Genomic DNA, 16,667 nt, shown 5'->3' with positions numbered 1-16,667 from the left:
GCGGTCACCTCCGGTACTCCGCCGGCACGGCCTCGGCCGCCAGGGACTCGAAGCGGTGGTCGAACAGCTCCGACACGTCGAACTTCTTCACGAAACCGCCCTCGGCCAGCAGGTCCGCGGTCTCCTGCTCCCAGCGGATCGCCTCGTCCCAGCGCGGCGGGAACAGCGGCTTGTTGGCCAGCTCGGTCACCGCCTTCGCCTGGGCGAGGGTCAGGTTCTGGGTGCCGACGTAGAACCGCTCGTTCCACTCGTCGGGGTGCTCGTAGGTCCACACCTGGCTCTTCGCCCAGTGCGGGATGTAGGCGGCGACCGCGGCGGCCTTCGCCCGGTCGTTCAGCACCGCCACCGGCGCCCACAGCAGACTGAGCAGGTCCACCACGTCGGTGGTGATGGTGCGGGCCGACCTGTACTGCGTCAGGTACGCCGGCGCCTGGGTGTTGGCCAGCGGCGCGACGTCCACCTGCCCGGACTGCAGGGCGGTGAGGAACTGGTTGCTGGTCAGCGGCACCAGATCCACGTCGTCGTACGCCAGCCCCGCCTTCTTCAGGGCCCGCAGCAGGACGACGCCCTGGGCCTGGCCCTGCGAGAAGGCGAGCCGCCTGCCCCGGAAGTCCGCCACCTCGCGGATGTCGCTGCCGGGTTTGGTGGCGAACAGGTAGTTGGGCTTGCGGGTGATGTTGATCGCGACGATCTTCGCGTCGAAGCCCTGGTAGTGCGCCTGGATCGGCGGGATGCCCGCGTTGTTGGCGACGTCCAGGGACTTGGCGCGGAAGGCGTTGATGACATCGGGGCCGGCGCCGATGTTCAGCCAGTTCGTCACCTTGAACGGCAGGTCGTCCAACCCGGCCAGCTTCAGCTGGAGTTCCTGCGCGTTCTGGTACGACGCGATCTTCAGGCCGGTACCCGCCGGGACCTTCCTGGCCAGCGGGGCGTCGGAGGCCGGCTCGCCGGCCGCGGCACTGCTGTCCGCGCAGCCGCTGAGCCCGGCCGCGGCGGCCGTCACGCCGAGCAGCGAGGTCAGGAACAGACGCCGGTCGACACCGGAAACGGGGGGCGAGGGCATGGGAGGGCTCCCTGGGTATGAAGGCGGCACCGCACGCGGAATTCCGGGCCGGGAAAAACCGGCCGGGAATTCACGGGAATGTCACAAAGGAAGGAGAAGGCGCTCCGCGAAGGGGCGCCGGGGGCGCGTCAACGGGTCAGCAACAGAGGGTGCGACAGCTCGTGAGCGGGCTCATGAACAGGATGTTCCTGGTCAGCGGCCCGGCCTGTCAACATTCCGAGTTTCTGAATTAAATAGCCTCAGGTGACGCGCCCAGCGGATCCCGGTAGAGAACGTCGAGCGCCACCGAACCGCCCGCGACGGCCGGCACGGAATCCGTGAAGGCGATCGGCGTGACGGTGTCCGCGCGCTCGGGCCCCACTTCCTCGCGCAGCGCGGCGAGGCAGTCCGCACGGTGCATGGCGCCGATCTCCGTCACCACCACCCGCTCCGGGTTGAGCACGTCGAGCAACAGCGCCACCGCACGCCCCACCCGGCGCGACCGCTCCCGCAGCAGCCCCGCCGCCACGGCGTCACCGGCCGCGGCCGCGCCGACCACGCGCATCGGGTTCACCCCGACGAGGACACCTGCCTCCCGGGCCCGCCGGCACAGGGTCCGCTCGCTCAACTCGGCCTGGAGGCAACCGGTCCGGCCGCAGTCGCAGAGCTCCGAGCCGCCCGGCACCGGCAGATGGGCGATGGCCCCGGCCGCGGAGCGCGGCCCGTGGTGCACCTCGTCGTTGGTCGCGAACGCCGCGTCGACCATGTTGCCCGCGAACAGGTGCAGCACGCTCCGGCTGCCCCGCGCCGGGCCGAACAGCCGCTCCGCGTTGAGCAACGACCGGGCGTGCCCGTCCACATGGACCGGCAGGCCCGTGTGCGCGCCCAGCAGGTCACGCACCGGCACCTCGCGCCAGCCCAGCAGGGGATGCTCCACAACGGTGCCCGAGTCCCGGTCCACCCAGCCGCCCGCAGCGAACCCGACGCCCAGCGGCCTGCTGTCCCGGGCCCCGGCGAACAGTGCCGCCAGCGCGTCGGCGGCCCGGGCCAGCACCCGCGCGGGACCGGCCCCCTCGTGCTTCAGCTCGCGCCGGGCCAGGACCCGCCCGCGCAGATCGAGCAGCGCGACGGTGGTGTGGGGCACCGCCACGTGCACCCCGGCCACCACGAACCGGGAGCCGTCCAGGTCGACCGGCAGGTGCGGCCGCCCCACCCCCTTGGACCGCAGCGGCACCGCGGACTCGCGGACGAGCCCCGCCTCGGCCAGCCGGGCGCAGTAGTCGGTCACCGACGCCGGCGACAGCCCGGTCAGCCGGGCGATGGTGCTGCGCGCGACGGGGCCGTGCTCCAGCACGGACCGCAGGACGACGCTGGCGCTGGTGCGGCGCCGGTCGCTGTCGGCGACTCGGGGGATGGGGGACGTCAGAAGGGGAGCCGCGGTACGGGGCATGGGAACTTCCTGGGGCCGGTCCGACACTGTGCCGTCTGGATCGGCGGGCCGGAACCGTGCCGCCCCGCCTCACACCGGGCGGCGACAGGTGGCCGTGCCCTGGCGGCGCAGGTCGACGTAGCGACGCTGCGAGAAGTACCGGGCCTGGGCAACCATGGGCGAGACGCTAGCAAAACGCCCCCGCGGCGGACAGGGCGTGCCCGACGGGCGAGACACGGCCGGACAGCACCCGCGAGGACGCCGCGGTCTTTGGTGGAAACCTACAGCGGCCTCTTCGGCGGCCGGCGTGCTGCGGGCCACCTCAACTCAGTGACCGGCGTCACGCCACACCCGCGGGAGGCGGCATCCTTTGTCCGGAGCCGACCAAGGGCCGCCTCATGCCTTTGTCGAGCGCTGACGGTGATCGGCGCGAGGGCACTGGGATAGCGTCACGGTGTCCCACCGGCCCTCACCCCGCGGAGTCCCCATGAGCACCGCCGCCGCCACACCCGCCAGCACCGGACAGGTCCTCGCCGACCTGCTCCCTGCCTCCCGTGTCCGGGACGCGGCCCTCGTGCTCGGCGGCGCCGCGCTCACCGGCCTCGCCGCCCAGCTGTCGGTGCCCGTGCCCGGCTCCCCGGTGCCGGTGACGGGCCAGACCTTCGCCGCCCTGCTCGTCGGCACCTCGCTCGGCGCCGGCCGCGGGCTGCTCGCCCTCGCGCTGTACGCGGTGGCAGGCGTCGCCGGGGTGCCGTGGTTCGCGAGTGGCACGTCCGGCGTCGCCCCGTCCTTCGGTTACATCCTCGGCATGATCCTCGCCGCGACCGTCGTCGGCGCCCTGGCCCGCCGCGGCGCGGACCGCTCGGTGTGGCGCATGGCGGGCACGATGCTCGTCGGCGAGGCGATCATCTACGCCGTCGGCGTGCCCTACCTCGCGCTGTCGACCGGCATGTCCGCCACCGCCGCCATCGCGGCCGGCCTGACGCCGTTCCTCATCGGCGACGCGCTGAAGGCGGCGCTGGCGATGGGCGCGCTGCCCACGGCGTGGAAGTTCGCCGGCAGGCGCTGACCGCGCAGGACGCCGCAGAGGCCCGCCGGGAGTCCCCGGCGGGCCTCTGCCGTGCTCGGCGCCGCGCTCGGCGTCACGGCGGCCGGGCGTCGGGCAGGGGGTTGGCCGCGCCCGACGGGCTGGGCCGGCGCCTCGTACGACTCCGCCGTCGCGGCACAGGCCCTGCCCGTCCACGCCCCCGCGGGCGTGCGGAAGGAGGTCGGGCGAGCAGGTCGGGGACGGTTTCGACCGTGCTGTTAGCAGCCGCGGCGGGCGGCACGACGAAGGGCCTGTGCCGCGTGCGGGAACAGCACGCGGCACAGGCCCTTCGGTTCAGCCGGAACGGCGGGCGGCCGTGCGGCTCAGCCGGCCGAGACCTCGTCGCGCCGGTCGGCGGGGGCCGCGGCCGCGTCGGCCGGGCGGCGGCCGCCCCGCACCTTCTGCTTCACGAAGGCGATGACGAGCACCACCGCCGCCACCAGCAGCGACAGCGAGATGGTGGTGCGCCCGTCGTGCTCGGTGTCGGTGAGCATGTAGCCGAGGATGAACACGATCAGCGCGGCCGTGGCCCAGGTCAGGTACGGGTACAGCCACATCTTCACGACGAGCTTCTCCGGCGCCTCGGCCTGGATGATCCTGCGCATGCGCAGCTGGGAGAAGCAGATCACCAGCCACACGAACAGGGCGACCGCACCGCTGGAGTTCACCAGGAACAGGAAGACGGAGTCCGGGAACTTGTAGTTGAAGAACACGGCGACGAAGCCGAACGCCACGGACGCGAGGATCGCGGTGCGCGGCACGCCGTTGGACGTCGTACGGGCGAAGGCCTTCGGCGCGTCCCCGCGCTGGCCGAGCGAGAAGGCCATGCGGGAGGCGGTGTACAGGCCGGAGTTGAGGCAGGACAGCACCGAGGTCAGCACGATGAAGTTCATGATCTGACCGGCGTGCGCGATGCCGAGGGAGTCGAGCGCGGCGACGTACGAGCCGTCCTCGGTGATGGACTTGCTGTCCCACGGCAGCAGGGAGACCACGACCAGGATCGAGCCGAGGTAGAAGACGGCGACACGCCAGATGATGCTGTTGGTGGCCTTGGTGACGGCCTGCTGCGGGTTCTCCGACTCACCGGCGGCCAGGGTGGCGATCTCGCTGCCCATGAAGGAGAAGACGACGAGCAGCACACCGGTGAGGATCGCTCCGGCCCCGTGGGGCAGGAAACCGCCGTGCTCGGTGAGGTTGCCGAATCCGGCCTGGTCGCTGTCGACACCCGGCAGCACGCCGAACACGGCGAGACCGCCGATGACGATGAACGCGCCGATGGCGACGACCTTGATGCCCGCGAACCAGAACTCGAACTCGCCGTAGGAGCCGACGGAGACCAGGTTGGTGGCGGTCAGCACGATCATCACGATCAGGGCCCAGGCCCACTGCGGGACGGCCGGTATCCAGCCCTCCAGGATCACCGCGCCGGCGGTCGCCTCGACCGCGAGCACGACGACCCAGAAGAACCAGTACAGCCAGCCGATGGAGAAGCCGGCCCACGAGCCGAGCGCCCGGTCCGCGTGGGCGGAGAAGGAGCCCGAGGTGGGGTTGGCGGCCGACATCTCGCCGAGCATCCGCATCACCAGCACCACGAGCGTGCCGACGAGGGCGTAGGACAGCAGGATGCCGGGACCGGCGGTGGCGATACCGGAGCTGGACCCGACGAAGAGCCCGGCGCCGATGACACCGCCGATGGCGATCATCGACAGGTGCCGGTTCTTCAGCCCGGCCTGGAGTCCGGAACCGTGCGCCCCGGGTTCCCCGGGTCCTTCACGGTCCTTCTCGGTGGTCTTCGTCGTCGGCTGCGAGGTCATGGAACGGATTTCCTTTGCGCCGGGGAGTGGTACGTCGCACGGCACCGCGCACGCCTGCGAACGGGGTGTGCCGCGGCCTGACGGTGGTGCGGGGCTCATACGAGCGGCGTACGAGCCGGTCCAGTGAATCGGAGGCGAACGGATAGGAGAACCTTTGAATCCAGATTGTTACTTGAGGTTTTCCTGAGGTTCCGTAATCCATTTCACATTCGAGCCGGGTTTTCCCGAGCACCACCCCGCGCGCCTGCCCCGCGTCACCCGTGTCACACTCGTGCCATGCGCGTGTACCTCGGCTCGGACCATGCGGGCTACGAACTCAAGAACCACCTCGTCGACTGGCTGAAGGCGGCGGGGCACGACCCCGTGGACTGCGGCCCGCACATCTACGACGCCCAGGACGACTACCCGCCCTTCTGCCTCCGCGCGGCGGAGCGCACGGCCGCCGACCCCGACTCGCTCGGCATCGTCATCGGCGGCTCCGGAAACGGCGAGCAGATCGCGGCGAACAAGGTCGAGGGCGTGCGCGCGGCCCTCGCCTGGAGCGAGGAGACGGCGGCCCTGGGCCGCCAGCACAACAACGCCAACGTCGTGGCCGTCGGCGCCCGTATGCACTCGCAGGACGAGGCGACGAAGTTCGTCGAGACGTTCCTCGGCACCCCGTTCTCCGGTGACGAGCGCCACATCCGCCGCATCGACATGCTCTCCGCGTACGAGACCAGCGGCGACCTGCCGCCGATCCCGCCGCACCACCCGCAGTCGTAGCACCGCCCAGCCGGCCGACGGCCCGGGGATCGCGCCTCCGAGCGTTCCCCGGGCCGCAGCGGTGTCCGCAGCGTCACCCGGCGTGCGCCGTGACACGCGGCTGCGGCCGCACCCGCCGCCGATCTCCAGTGCGGCCGCGGGGCCCGCGGCCGCACTGGACGACCACCGCCGCACCCGATCCCACCGCCGCGCGCGACGACGACCGCCGTGCCCGACGACGACCGCCGCACCCGACGACCCACCGCCGTGCCCGACGACGACCGCCACGCGCCCGTGCCGCGGCCCGGGCCGGACAGACGCCCGCCGGAGGACGAACCCCGTGCCGGAAGGCCACACCATTCACCGCCTGGCCCAGGACTACGCCACGGCCTTCCTCGGCAGCGCACCCGAGGTCACCAGCCCGCAGGGCAAGTTCGCCCCGGCTGCCGCGCTCCTCACGGGCACCCGGCTCACCGCCACGGAAGCCCACGGCAAGCACCTCTTCCTCCGCTTCGGCGAAACGCGGTGGGTGCACATCCACCTCGGCCTCTTCGGCAAGGTCACCTTCGGCCCGGCGCCCGCGCCGCCCCCCACCGACACCGTCCGCCTGCGCCTGGAGAACGACACGGCCTGCGTCGACCTCCGGGGCCCCACCACCTGCGCCCTGATCACGCCCCCGGAGAAGCAGGCGATACACGACCGCCTCGGACCCGACCCGCTGCGCGACGACGCCGACCCGGACGCGGCGTACCGGCGCGTCTCCCGCAGCCGTACGACGATCGCCGCGCTGCTCATGGACCAGAAGGTCATCGCGGGTGTCGGCAACGTCTACCGCGCCGAGGTCCTCTTCCGGCACCGGATCGACCCCTACCGTCCCGGCAAGGACATCGGGCCGGCCGAGTGGCGGGCCATCTGGGACGACCTCGTCGCCCTCATGCACGAGGGCGTCCGCAACAACCGCATCGACACGGTCCGCCCCGAGCACACCCCGCAAGCGATGGGCCGCCCGCCCCGCGTGGACGACCACGGCGGCGAGGTGTACGTCTACCGCCGGGCGAACCTGCCCTGCCACGTCTGCGGCGGCGAGATCCGCACCGCCGACCTCGCCGCCCGCAACCTCTTCTGGTGCCCCACCTGCCAGCGCCCCTGACCGGGGCCTCGGGCCGGGGGCCCGCCCCGCCTCAGAACCCGTGGGGCAGCCACGGGGCCGGACCCCCGCTGCCGAACGCCACCGACGCCTCCGCCAGCGCACCCTGCCGCAGTTCGCGCACCCGCCCCGCCGCGGCCAGCGCCGTCAGCGACACCCCCCCGAGGTAGGCGGACCCCAACTCACGCACCGACAGGGCGAGATCGGCCGTATCCCGGGTGCGCTCGCAGGACGCCCCCTTCTGGTCGCCGCTCAGCCGCCAGCGCCCGGCGTTCCACGGGCAGAACGCGTCCTCGACCTCGAACACCACGTCCACCGGCGCCTGGTACGTCCGCGCCTGGAGCGCCGCCCCGACCTCCACCGGCCGCACGTACAACGAGTCCCGCAGCCGCGGCAGGCACCGCCGTATGTCGGACACCATGTACTGCCAGGGGTCGTCCACCGGACGTCCGCGCAGGGTGATCTTCGAGGTCAGGTCGATCCCGAACAGGAACCGCCACAACGCCGCGTCCGCCGCCGGGTCCAGCGCGACCAGGTCCTCCAGTACGACCGTGCCGTTCGGCCCGGCGGTCTCCCACTCCGGCTTCACGCGGTAGCGCGCGTACCCGACCGTCTCCCTGTCCCGCTCGGCGAGCACGCACTGCAACGGTGACGCCCCGCCCCGCTCGCTCTCCGGGTCGAGCACCCCCAGCCGCTCCCAGCCGGGCTGCCGCGCGAGGAGCCCGGGCCGCGTGGGGACCAGCCGGGCGTACAGCGCCTCGCACACGTCGAGGACGTCGGCCGGAGCCGCGAAGCGCACCCGCAGGGCGTCCGTCCCGTCCGGCACCGACAGGCGCACCCGGGTCGTGTCGATCTCGGCGGCCAGGTGGAAGGTGGCCGCCCCGTAACCGAACCGGCCGTAGATCGCCGGCTCGGACGCCGTGAGCACGGCCAGCGGCTCGCCCCAGGCGCGCACGTCGTCCAGCTGCCGCCGCATCATCGACGTCAGCACTCCGCGCCGGCGGTGCGTGGCCGCGACACTCACCATCGTGACGCCGGCCGCCCGCACCGGGGCGCCGCCGGGCACGGTGAGCCGGAAGGCGAACGCCCCGGCCGTCCCCACGCACTCGTCGCCGTCCCAGACGCCCAGTGAACGGTCGAACCGGGTCAGCGCGTTCCACAGCTCCCGCTCCTCGGCGGCCTCCGGCACCCCGCCGAAGCCCCGGAGCAGGGCGTTGTACCACTGGTCCCATTCATCCCGCTGCAATACCCGGGGGTCGGCCGAAGAGCCGTTCACATCAGTCGCCATGGGCCATGCCTACCAGGGCAATGCGGGACGAGCGAGGGAATTTCTCCCCGGCGGCGGCGCACGGGCGCACGGTGAAGTTCACTGTGAAGTCGGCCCTCGGACGGGGGACAAGTGGGACCTCCCGTGCCAAGGGGCTGGTCCGATGGATAGGGTCCCGAACTAATGGCATCAGGACGAGAGCGGCGGTCGGAAGCCGACACGTTCACGGCCCGGTTGAAGAAGCAGTGGCACCGGGTCCGCGTCGGCGTGCGCCGAGCCGCCGTGGACTACTTCCGCGGCGACGGCTCGGACTGGATCGCCCTGGCCGGCCTGCTCCTGACCGTCCCACTGATCGCGGCCGCCACCCTGGGCAACGCGGTGTGGTTCTCCCCGGCCGCCCTGGTCCTGCCGGTCGTCGTGGGCGGACTGCTGCTGCGCCCGGCCAGCCTGCTCGGCCTGTACGCGGCCGCCGCCACGGCACTGATCGTGGAGTCGGTGCAGCTCGGCCCCTACACCGAGGGCCCGTCCCGGGTCACCCCCGGCACCGTGCTCGTCGTCGCGGCCTGCGGCTTCTTCGGGCTCCTGCTCGCCCAGTTCCGCAGCCGGGTCGGCGTGCCCTGGCGCCGCGGCGGCACCATGCTGTTCGACCTGCGCGAGCGGATCCGGGTGCAGAGCAAGCTGCCCGGCCTGCCCGACGGCTGGCACCGCGAGATGGCCCTGCGCCCGGCGGGCGGCCAGTCCTTCTCCGGCGACTTCGTGGTGGCCGCCCGCACCAACGGCGGCCGGACCCTGGAGGTCGTCCTCACCGACGTCTCCGGCAAGGGCATGGACGCGGGCTCGCGCGCCCTGCTGCTCTCCGGCGCGTTCGGCGGCCTCCTGGGCTCCCTCCCGCCGCACGCCTTCCTCCCGGCCGCGAACGGCTACCTGCTCCGCCAGGACTGGGACGAGGGCTTCGCCACCTCCATCCACCTGGTCCTCGACCTGGACTCCGGCGACTACGAGCTGTACTCGGCGGGCCATCCGCCGGGCCTCCAGCTCAGCGCGGGCAGCGGCCGCTGGGAGGAGAAGGCCGCCGAGGGCCCCCTGCTCGGCGTCTACGACGGCGCCCAGTTCGACCCGGTGAAGGGCTCGCTACGGCCCGGTGACGTCCTGATGCTGTTCACGGACGGCCTGGTGGAGACCTCCGACCGCGACATCGTCGAGGGCATCGACCGTCTCACCGGCGAGGCCGACCGCTATGTCGCCGGCGGCTTCCACGGCGCGGCCTGGCACCTCATCGAGGCGGTCGCCAAGGACGTCAACGACGACCGCGCCCTGCTGCTGATCTGCCGGGAAGGGCCGACGGCGGCGGCGACCCGCTGACGCACGGCGCCCGGCGGAGCCCCTCCCACGGCTCGGTCATGGTTCTGTGCCACTTCTGTAAGCGACTCGAACCTCGATTGCACGGGCAACTACGGTGTTGGTAGAGATGGTAGGGAGACGTGAGGCCGGCCGGGGATCGGTCGCCGAGGTAGCCCACACGGGGGAGGCGAGTCAGTAGATGAAGTTCGACATGGGTGCGCAGACGCTGTCGTCGTTGCACCGGGACACGCGTGGTTCGACGGACGATCTGGGTGGTCTGGTCCGGCAGTTGGTGGCGGCGGCGCAGCCGCTGGAGGGGAAGTTCAACGGTTCGGGCCGGGTGATGTTCGACCAGTTCAAGACGCGGGCGGATCGCATCGCCTCCGATCTGAACTCGTCGTTGTCGGCGATCCTGGGTGGTCAGTCGGGGATGGACGGTGCGTTCTCCTCGGGTGATCAGGAGCAGGGTGACAACGCGCGTCAGCAGATGTCCGCGGCGAATTTCGACGCCGCGCGTTTCCGCTGAGACGTCTGTCCGGTCAACTGGGTTCTTTCATTCGGGGAGTGGTGTGTGATGGCAGGCGCGGGTGCGGATCGTCGGTCGTATGACGTGGGTGCGTCGACGGACGCTCAGTCGAACATCCAGACCGTGATCGGTCGGCTGGAGTCGTTGATCGCGGAGCGTGATCGGCAGGTGAAGGCGGCGATGGCGGACTTCACCGCGGATGGCGTGGCGGATGAGTACCACGGCAAGGAGAAGCGGTGGAACAACGCCTCGCAAGAGGTGAAGAACATCATCCACCTGCTGAAGACGACGCTGGAGAAGAACGACGGTACGGCGCAGTCGACGTTGCAGCGGGCGAAGGCGGCTGTCGACAACATCGGCTGACACGACCGTTGTTGTGGTGTCGTTGAACGTGTTGAGCCGGTAGTGAGTGACGGGGGTTTGCGGTGCCCGGCTGGGATTTGAAGCCTCAGGGTATTTCTCAGGTGCTGAAGTCGACGGGTGAGGAGGCTGCGAAGCTGGAGAAGTACGCGACGGCCTTCGGGAAGCATCTGACGTCGGCGGCGACCAGTGCGGGCACCGTCTCCGCGGAGGGTGGCGGTGAGGGCGGCGAGAAGGCCCAGGGCGGTCTGGTGGCCTTGGCGTTGTCGCAGTGGGCGGAGCACGCGACGAAGGATCTGAAGTTCGTCGCGGCGCGTGCGGGCAAGTCGTTGCAGGGTGTGGTTGACGCGACCACGGCCTATCTGAACGGTGATCAGGAGATGGCGGCCGAGGCGCAGCGCAACACACTGAAGGCGCCGGTGGTGGATCTGCCGGAAGTGGGCAAGAAGTGATCCAGCCGGAGAAGATCCCGCAGTTCACGGGTGATCTGGAGCAGCTGGAGTCCGACTATGCGGCCCTGAAGAAGGACGCGGGTGCTGTCCGGGGTGCCGGTGGGGACATCCACTCCCGGTTCCAGGGTCTGTCGGCGTACTACACCGCGCCGGAGGCGGAGCAGTTGTTCGCGACGACGAAGCCGGTGAAGGACCGGGCGGATGCGTTCGCGGACGACTTGGAGACGGTGTCGGGGGCGTTGTCGTCGTATGCCACCGAGGTGCGTCCGCTGGTGGCGAAGCTGAAGCAGTTGAAGGCGGACGCGGCGGCGTTCGTGTCGTCGGTGAAGGACGACGACGAGTGGGAGTACGACGAGGACAAGGTCGGTGAGCACAACAAGCTGCGGGACGACATCACCGCGACGGTGGCGGCGTTCTGGGCGGCGGAGCGCACCTGCCACAACAAGATCACCGCACTGTTCCCCGGCGGGGCGCAGATGGTGGCCGGGGACGGCTCGGACAAGGCGAACCAGTACGGGTTCAACGCGGAGGACTTGAAGAACGCGAAGCTTCCCTGGGGTGACCCGGTGGAGGAGAAGCACCATTGGTACGAGGTCGGCCACTGGGTGAAGTCGTTCGTGTGGGACGGGCTGATCGTGGACGGCATCTGGGGCACGATCAAGGGCTTGGGCACGCTGGTCGGTTTCGGTGGCTGGGAGGCGATGGGCCAGGCCTGGAAGGGGCTGGCGCAGTTGGCGACGGGGCTTGCCCTGTCGGCGATCCCGGGTGTGGCGACGGCGTTCTGGGCGCTGCCGGACGACAAGTTGCCGTCCTGGATCCGTGATTCGCGCACCGCGATGAAGGAGACGGGCAAGGCGCTGGTGGCGTGGGACGAGTGGGGCAAGAACCCCGCCCGCGCCGCGGGTGCGGTCACCTTCAACGTGGTGACGACGGTGTTCACGGGTGGTGCGGGGGCTGCGGCGTCGGGTGCGGGCAAGGCCGGTGCGGTGGCGAAGGCGTTGTCGGTGGCGGGCAAGGCGGGCCGGGTCATCGACCCGATGACGTACATCGCCAAGGGCGCTGGCGCGGGTCTGTCGAAGATCGGCGACATCACCAAGGGCCTGCGCGGAGTCGGTGCCATCGACATCCCCACGCTGCCGGAGAACGCGCTGACGCTGCCCGAGGGCAGTGTGAAGCTTGCCGATGGCACGGTGCAGTGGCCCGAGGGTGCGGCGATCCCCGACGGTGCGACGAAGCTGCCGGACGGCACGGTGCGTCTGCCGGACGACGTGCCGGTCCTCCCGGAGGGCACGACGCGGCTGCCCACGGAGGACGGTGCTCCGGCCCGCTACTACGACCCGGACGGCAACCTGCTGGACGAGCGCGGCAACGTGCTGCAGCAGTCCGCCGACGGCCCCGCCGACGTCGTCGACCAGCCGGGCAAGCCGGACCGTCCCACCTCCGGTGCGGACAACCCCCGGGTGGACTCCCCGGACCGGCAGCCGGCCCTGACCGGTGCGGGCACCCGCAGCGCGGAGCAGGCCGGCCAGCACGTACGCCTGGGCGACAGCCTCGACACCAACCTGGGCGACGTCGGCCGGGCCACGGACAACCCGGCCACCACCCCGGCAGTCCATGCCGGAGGCGACGTACCCACCGCGCATGCTGGAAGCAAAGCGCCGGTTGACGGTGCAGGAGATCATCTTCCTGGTCACCAAGCCGACAACCGGCTTCCTGAGCCGAACGCCGGTCAGGAGTTGCCCGATGGGCCGCGGGATACTTCGACGTCGCACGGCGAAGATGTAATGCCGAATCACCACAGTGATGATTCATCCCACGGAGGTGGCACGGCCGACGTGGAGCACCACGGTGGCACGGGTGACACGCCGCCGCCGCCAGGCGGCAATGACGCTGGGCATCCGGTACACGGAAACCCGATCGACCCTCCACCGGGGTGGCACGGGCAAAGCGCAGACCAGATGCGGCACTATCGACGGCCGGCTCTCGATGTCAGTCACCTAGCCCCCGAACAGCAACTGGCGGTCCTGGAGAGCGAGGCCGTCGCTCTTGCAGATGAAGCGCGAAGTGCGCAACCCGGTGCTGCGCCAGCGGGTAGCAACCGCCTTGAATCTGGGTGTGCCGGCAGTCTCTTGCATGACAACGTCGTAACGGTGCACACCAGCACTACTAAAATGCATGGGCAAAAACTGCCGAACACTCATCCGGTGTTGCGGGAGATTTTGAACGACATTAGTGCTCGAGCAGCGGCCAGTGGGTCGAAGACAGGCCTGGGGCATGGGAAGTGTGCCGAGGTGTCCCTCATCAGTGACCGGCTTCACCAACTGGATCCGAGGGGGACTGCGGTTCGGAATGTCCATGACGCACGAACCGCCCTCGAGGGCGCTGTCATGCACACGCGGCAGATCAACGATGTCGTCGACCGTCAGACGGGCCAAGTCGTATCCTTGCACAACGATTTCCTTCCGCCCTGCAATACATGCAAACATGTTTTGCCTCAATTGGGAATCCGTGTGCATTCTTGACGGCTCAGCTCGTAGAACGGATAAAGCATGGTTTTTGATCAGTGGGCACCGGAAGTGCTGACGTGGCTGACCGCGAACGGCTGGAATCCCGGCCGTGACATCGGTACGAGTGCAGCAGAGCTCATCCAGGTGCGCATGGAGGACTCAGTTCGGCAGGGATATCCCTTGACCCCCTCTCCGGCGGCGGCTGCAGTGATTCACGCATTTGGCTCGCTTAGACTCCCTCATCCGCGAACGGATGAGACTTGGCTGATGAAGCCAACCATCGGGTACGAGGGGGATGCGGCCGTGATTGCAGAGCTGGCGGGCGGGCTTGGTGTGGGTCTCTTCCCGGTGGGCTATGAGGAGTCCGAGCGAGGGCTTATCCTTGTGGATGAGGAAGGGCGTTGGTTCCACCTCCACCACACCGGAGGATACTTCCTCGGAGCAGACGAGAACGACGCATTTTTGCGCTTTCTGAACGCTGTAGAAGCCCCAGACGCGGAGGATTATTTTGCCTGAGAGGTTCCCTGCAGTCGCGTCATCGCTGCTTATCGATGGGACCATCGTCAGTCACACCAGCCTTATTGGTGACAGTGGGGCAAGCCTGCATCCAGCGGTGTGGACGTTTATCAGGTCTCTGCCAAGCCATCAGCAGGCGACATTCAGCGGACGGTGCGCCGAGGCTGTTCTCGTATCCGACCAACTGTGGAGGATTGACGGGGCACGCGCCGATGCTGGAACCGGCACCATCACTGACGCGGCACCTCACTTTGCCGGGGCTATCATGATGTCCCGTATGGTGCGTGAGCCAGGAAATCCTGACCATGGCAAACCCGTAGCGCCGTGCGTTGTCTGCGCAGAACTTCTTTCGACACTCGGGGTCAAGGTCGTAGGCCTCTCCCAGGAAAGTGCGTGAGTCGTTGGCACTCAGTGGGTCCATCGACATCGACGACCCCGAGGTCGACATGGACAACTCGGAGCGGTTGTACTACGGCGGCGAGCCATTCACCGGCAAGGTGACAGAGCACTTCGGCGAGAGCCTCATCAGCCTCGACACCTACGTCGACGGCTACAGGGACGGACCGTCTCGTGAGTGGTACCAGGACGGCAGTCTCCGTTCGGAAGGGGCCCCGCGAAGGGGGCTGCCTGTGGGTGAGTTCAAGGAATGGCATGCCAACGGTGTGCTCGCCTCGAGGCGGGTCTTCGCGGAGAACGGGATGGCCCTCCTGGAAGACCACGCGTGGGACGAACAGGGCCGGCCGACCCGCATGTGGCGCAAGGACGCGTGAGGGTCCTGGTCCAAGATGCCGCCCAGCTCGGAGAAGACCCGTGCCCATGCTCATGCGCGCACCCCGAGAGTGCGCGTCCTGGTTCTGGGACCTGGAGGACTACGCGCCGCCCGGGTTGCGCTCGGCACTGGTGACCGCTTCGAAGATGGTCGCCGTGCTGCGGCAGCATGACTTGCTGGAACCGCGCAGTGTGGAATGGCCATGGTTCATCCCCGGAACGGGCGGGGCCCGCCCCCGCGGTGACGCGGTTGCAGCTGACGGGCCCGCTCGATGGTGAAGAAACCCTTCGGCGCATCCAGGGCATGCATCCCTCCGGGTTCCCGGATGCGGTGGGCGGCGATCTACTCGTGGCGGGCCCGGGCATCTGGTTCGACGAACAAGGAAGGGCACGCCGCGAGGACCGGCTCGTGGAACTGACCGTTTACCCGGAGCCCTTGGGGCTCTCCGCCGACGTGTCCGTCTACCACGACATCTGGGGCCCGTTCGACTTCCGTGGCGATCCGCACCCCGAAGTGCATCAGCAGAACGCCCCACGTCTTGCCGCAGCGCTGGGAGACCTTGAGGACCTGCTGGGTGCACCTCCTGAACCCGGTGAGCAGACCGGCTTCGGCAGAGCTGTGGGATACGGGGTCGACGAACCAGTCGTCACGGACGGCCGAGGCCCGGACCTCACCGACCGACTCCGACCGTCCTGACCACGAGGGACGAGTGCAGGCGCGCCCGTTCCCGTGCCGCGGCTTGGTCGCCGGCGTCCGCTCCGACCCCTGTCGGCCGTCTGCGTGGCGGATTTGTGGTGCTTCTGTGACTGCTCGGGACCCCCGATACCCACCGCGTCGGCCGCGTTGATAGAGATGGCGGAGAGACTTCGGGCCGCCATGCGCGGTGGTCCGACGGCCCGTACGGGGGAGGCGAGTCAGTAGATGAAGTTCGACATGGGTGCGCAGACGTTGTCGTCGTTGCAGCGGGACACGCGTGGTTCGACGGACGATCTGGGTGGTCTGGTCCGGCAGTTGGTGGCGGCGGCGCAGCCGCTGGAGGGGAAGTTCAACGGTTCGGGCCGGGTGATGTTCGACCAGTTCAAGACGCGGGCGGATCGGATCGCGTCGGATCTGAATTCGTCGTTGTCGGCGATCCTGGGTGGTCAGTCGGGGATGGACGGCGCGTTCTCCTCGGGTGATCAGGAGCAGGGTGACAACGCGCGTCAGCAGATGTCCGCGGCGAATTTCGACGCCGCGCGTTTCCGCTGAGACGTCTGACCGGTCAACTGGGTTCTTTCATTCGGGGAGTGGTGTGTGATGGCAGGCGCGGGTGCGGATCGTCGGTCGTATGACGTGGGTGCGTCGACGGACGCTCAGTCGAACATCCAGACGGTGATCGGTCGGCTGGAGTCGTTGATCGCGGAGCGTGATCGGCAGGTGAAGGCGGCGATGGCGGACTTCACGGCGGACGGTGTGGCGGATGAGTACCACGGCAAGGAGAAGCGGTGGAACAACGCCTCGCAAGAGGTGAAGAACATCATCCACTTGCTGAAGACGACGCTGGAGAAGAACGACGGTACGGCGCAGTCGACGTTGCAGCGGGCGAAGGCGGCTGTCGACAATATCGGCTGAACAGGCTGTCTTCGGCGAGTCGTTGAAGTGGTGGCGGGTAGTGAGTGACGGGGGTTTG

The 16,667-nt window shown here is 69.6% G+C and carries 18 protein-coding genes; 14 read left to right on the top strand and 4 right to left on the bottom strand.

The genetic code is table 11. The features are described 5' to 3' along the window. Positions 1–4: 4 nt before the first annotated feature. Together ACZ4M5_RS06250 and ACZ4M5_RS06245 are read right to left on the bottom strand one after the other, a co-directional pair. Positions 5–1,063, bottom strand: coding sequence for an ABC transporter substrate-binding protein (locus ACZ4M5_RS06250; RefSeq protein ID WP_467733607.1), 1,059 nt, complete (start codon positions 1,061–1,063; stop codon positions 5–7). A gap of 229 nt (positions 1,064–1,292) precedes the next feature. Continuing rightward, positions 1,293–2,492 (bottom strand): ROK family protein, encoded by a 1,200-nt coding sequence (locus tag ACZ4M5_RS06245; protein WP_467733605.1) that lies wholly within the window; start codon positions 2,490–2,492, stop codon positions 1,293–1,295. Between the two features lie 466 nt (positions 2,493–2,958). Here ACZ4M5_RS06245 and ACZ4M5_RS06240 point away from each other — a divergent pair, with 466 nt between their 5' ends. Next, positions 2,959–3,540, top strand: coding sequence for a biotin transporter BioY (locus ACZ4M5_RS06240; protein ID WP_398110324.1), 582 nt, complete (start codon positions 2,959–2,961; stop codon positions 3,538–3,540). A gap of 341 nt (positions 3,541–3,881) precedes the next feature. Here the strand turns inward: ACZ4M5_RS06240 and ACZ4M5_RS06235 are convergent, their stop codons facing one another. Continuing rightward, a complete protein-coding gene (locus tag ACZ4M5_RS06235) occupies positions 3,882–5,372 on the bottom strand; it encodes an amino acid permease (RefSeq protein WP_467733603.1) in 1,491 nt (496 codons plus the stop codon). A 276-nt stretch (positions 5,373–5,648) separates the two neighbouring features. Here ACZ4M5_RS06235 and ACZ4M5_RS06230 point away from each other — a divergent pair, with 276 nt between their 5' ends. Together ACZ4M5_RS06230 and ACZ4M5_RS06225 are read left to right on the top strand one after the other, a co-directional pair. Then, the gene (locus tag ACZ4M5_RS06230) at positions 5,649–6,134 is read left to right on the top strand and encodes a ribose-5-phosphate isomerase (protein WP_467733601.1); all 486 of its coding nucleotides are present in this window, start codon (positions 5,649–5,651) and stop codon (positions 6,132–6,134) included. A 319-nt stretch (positions 6,135–6,453) separates the two neighbouring features. Beyond that, positions 6,454–7,263 (top strand): Fpg/Nei family DNA glycosylase, encoded by an 810-nt coding sequence (locus ACZ4M5_RS06225; protein WP_467733599.1) that lies wholly within the window; start codon positions 6,454–6,456, stop codon positions 7,261–7,263. 31 nt (positions 7,264–7,294) lie between these two features. Here ACZ4M5_RS06225 and ACZ4M5_RS06220 read toward each other — a convergent pair whose 3' ends face one another. Further along, on the bottom strand, positions 7,295–8,548 hold the full coding sequence (locus ACZ4M5_RS06220) for a GNAT family N-acetyltransferase (RefSeq protein ID WP_467733597.1): 1,254 nt from the start codon (positions 8,546–8,548) through the stop codon (positions 7,295–7,297). A 162-nt stretch (positions 8,549–8,710) separates the two neighbouring features. Between ACZ4M5_RS06220 and ACZ4M5_RS06215 the strand changes: the two genes are divergently transcribed. The 11 genes from ACZ4M5_RS06215 to ACZ4M5_RS06165 all read left to right on the top strand — a co-directional run bounded on the left by ACZ4M5_RS06215 (position 8,711) and on the right by ACZ4M5_RS06165 (position 16,609). Next, positions 8,711–9,889, top strand: coding sequence for a PP2C family protein-serine/threonine phosphatase (locus ACZ4M5_RS06215; protein WP_398110329.1), 1,179 nt, complete (start codon positions 8,711–8,713; stop codon positions 9,887–9,889). A gap of 178 nt (positions 9,890–10,067) precedes the next feature. Next, positions 10,068–10,394, top strand: coding sequence for a hypothetical protein (locus ACZ4M5_RS06210; protein ID WP_467733595.1), 327 nt, complete (start codon positions 10,068–10,070; stop codon positions 10,392–10,394). Positions 10,395–10,442: 48 nt separating this feature from the next. Next, positions 10,443–10,757, top strand: coding sequence for a pore-forming ESAT-6 family protein (locus ACZ4M5_RS06205; RefSeq protein ID WP_369195632.1), 315 nt, complete (start codon positions 10,443–10,445; stop codon positions 10,755–10,757). A 101-nt stretch (positions 10,758–10,858) separates the two neighbouring features. Next, positions 10,859–11,206, top strand: a complete 348-nt coding sequence (locus tag ACZ4M5_RS06200; RefSeq protein ID WP_467733593.1) for a DUF6507 family protein — start codon at positions 10,859–10,861, stop codon at positions 11,204–11,206. Then, positions 11,203–13,728, top strand: coding sequence for a YwqJ-related putative deaminase (locus ACZ4M5_RS06195; RefSeq protein ID WP_467733591.1), 2,526 nt, complete (start codon positions 11,203–11,205; stop codon positions 13,726–13,728). Before ACZ4M5_RS06200 ends, ACZ4M5_RS06195 begins: the two co-directional genes overlap by 4 nt. 27 nt (positions 13,729–13,755) lie before the next feature. Further along, a complete protein-coding gene (locus tag ACZ4M5_RS06190) occupies positions 13,756–14,229 on the top strand; it encodes an SUKH-3 domain-containing protein (protein ID WP_467733589.1) in 474 nt (157 codons plus the stop codon). Beyond that, positions 14,222–14,626, top strand: a complete 405-nt coding sequence (locus tag ACZ4M5_RS06185) for a YwqJ-related putative deaminase (RefSeq protein WP_467733587.1) — start codon at positions 14,222–14,224, stop codon at positions 14,624–14,626. The genes ACZ4M5_RS06190 and ACZ4M5_RS06185 overlap by 8 nt, the downstream gene beginning before the upstream one ends. Positions 14,627–14,630: 4 nt before the next feature. Continuing rightward, entirely contained in the window at positions 14,631–14,999 is a 369-nt protein-coding gene (locus ACZ4M5_RS06180; protein WP_467733585.1) for a toxin-antitoxin system YwqK family antitoxin, read from the top strand. A gap of 248 nt (positions 15,000–15,247) precedes the next feature. Beyond that, complete coding sequence (locus ACZ4M5_RS06175; protein ID WP_467733583.1) at positions 15,248–15,694, top strand: hypothetical protein; 447 nt, start codon at positions 15,248–15,250, stop codon at positions 15,692–15,694. Positions 15,695–15,919: 225 nt separating this feature from the next. Then, complete coding sequence (locus tag ACZ4M5_RS06170; protein WP_369195639.1) at positions 15,920–16,246, top strand: hypothetical protein; 327 nt, start codon at positions 15,920–15,922, stop codon at positions 16,244–16,246. A gap of 48 nt (positions 16,247–16,294) precedes the next feature. After that, positions 16,295–16,609, top strand: coding sequence for a pore-forming ESAT-6 family protein (locus ACZ4M5_RS06165; protein WP_369195632.1), 315 nt, complete (start codon positions 16,295–16,297; stop codon positions 16,607–16,609). Positions 16,610–16,667: the final 58 nt, after the last annotated feature.

It is taken from the genome of Streptomyces sp. NPDC026246 (assembly GCF_055567995.1).
Note: the sequence above shows the minus strand (reverse complement) of the source record. Positions and strands in the feature narration are given on the sequence as shown.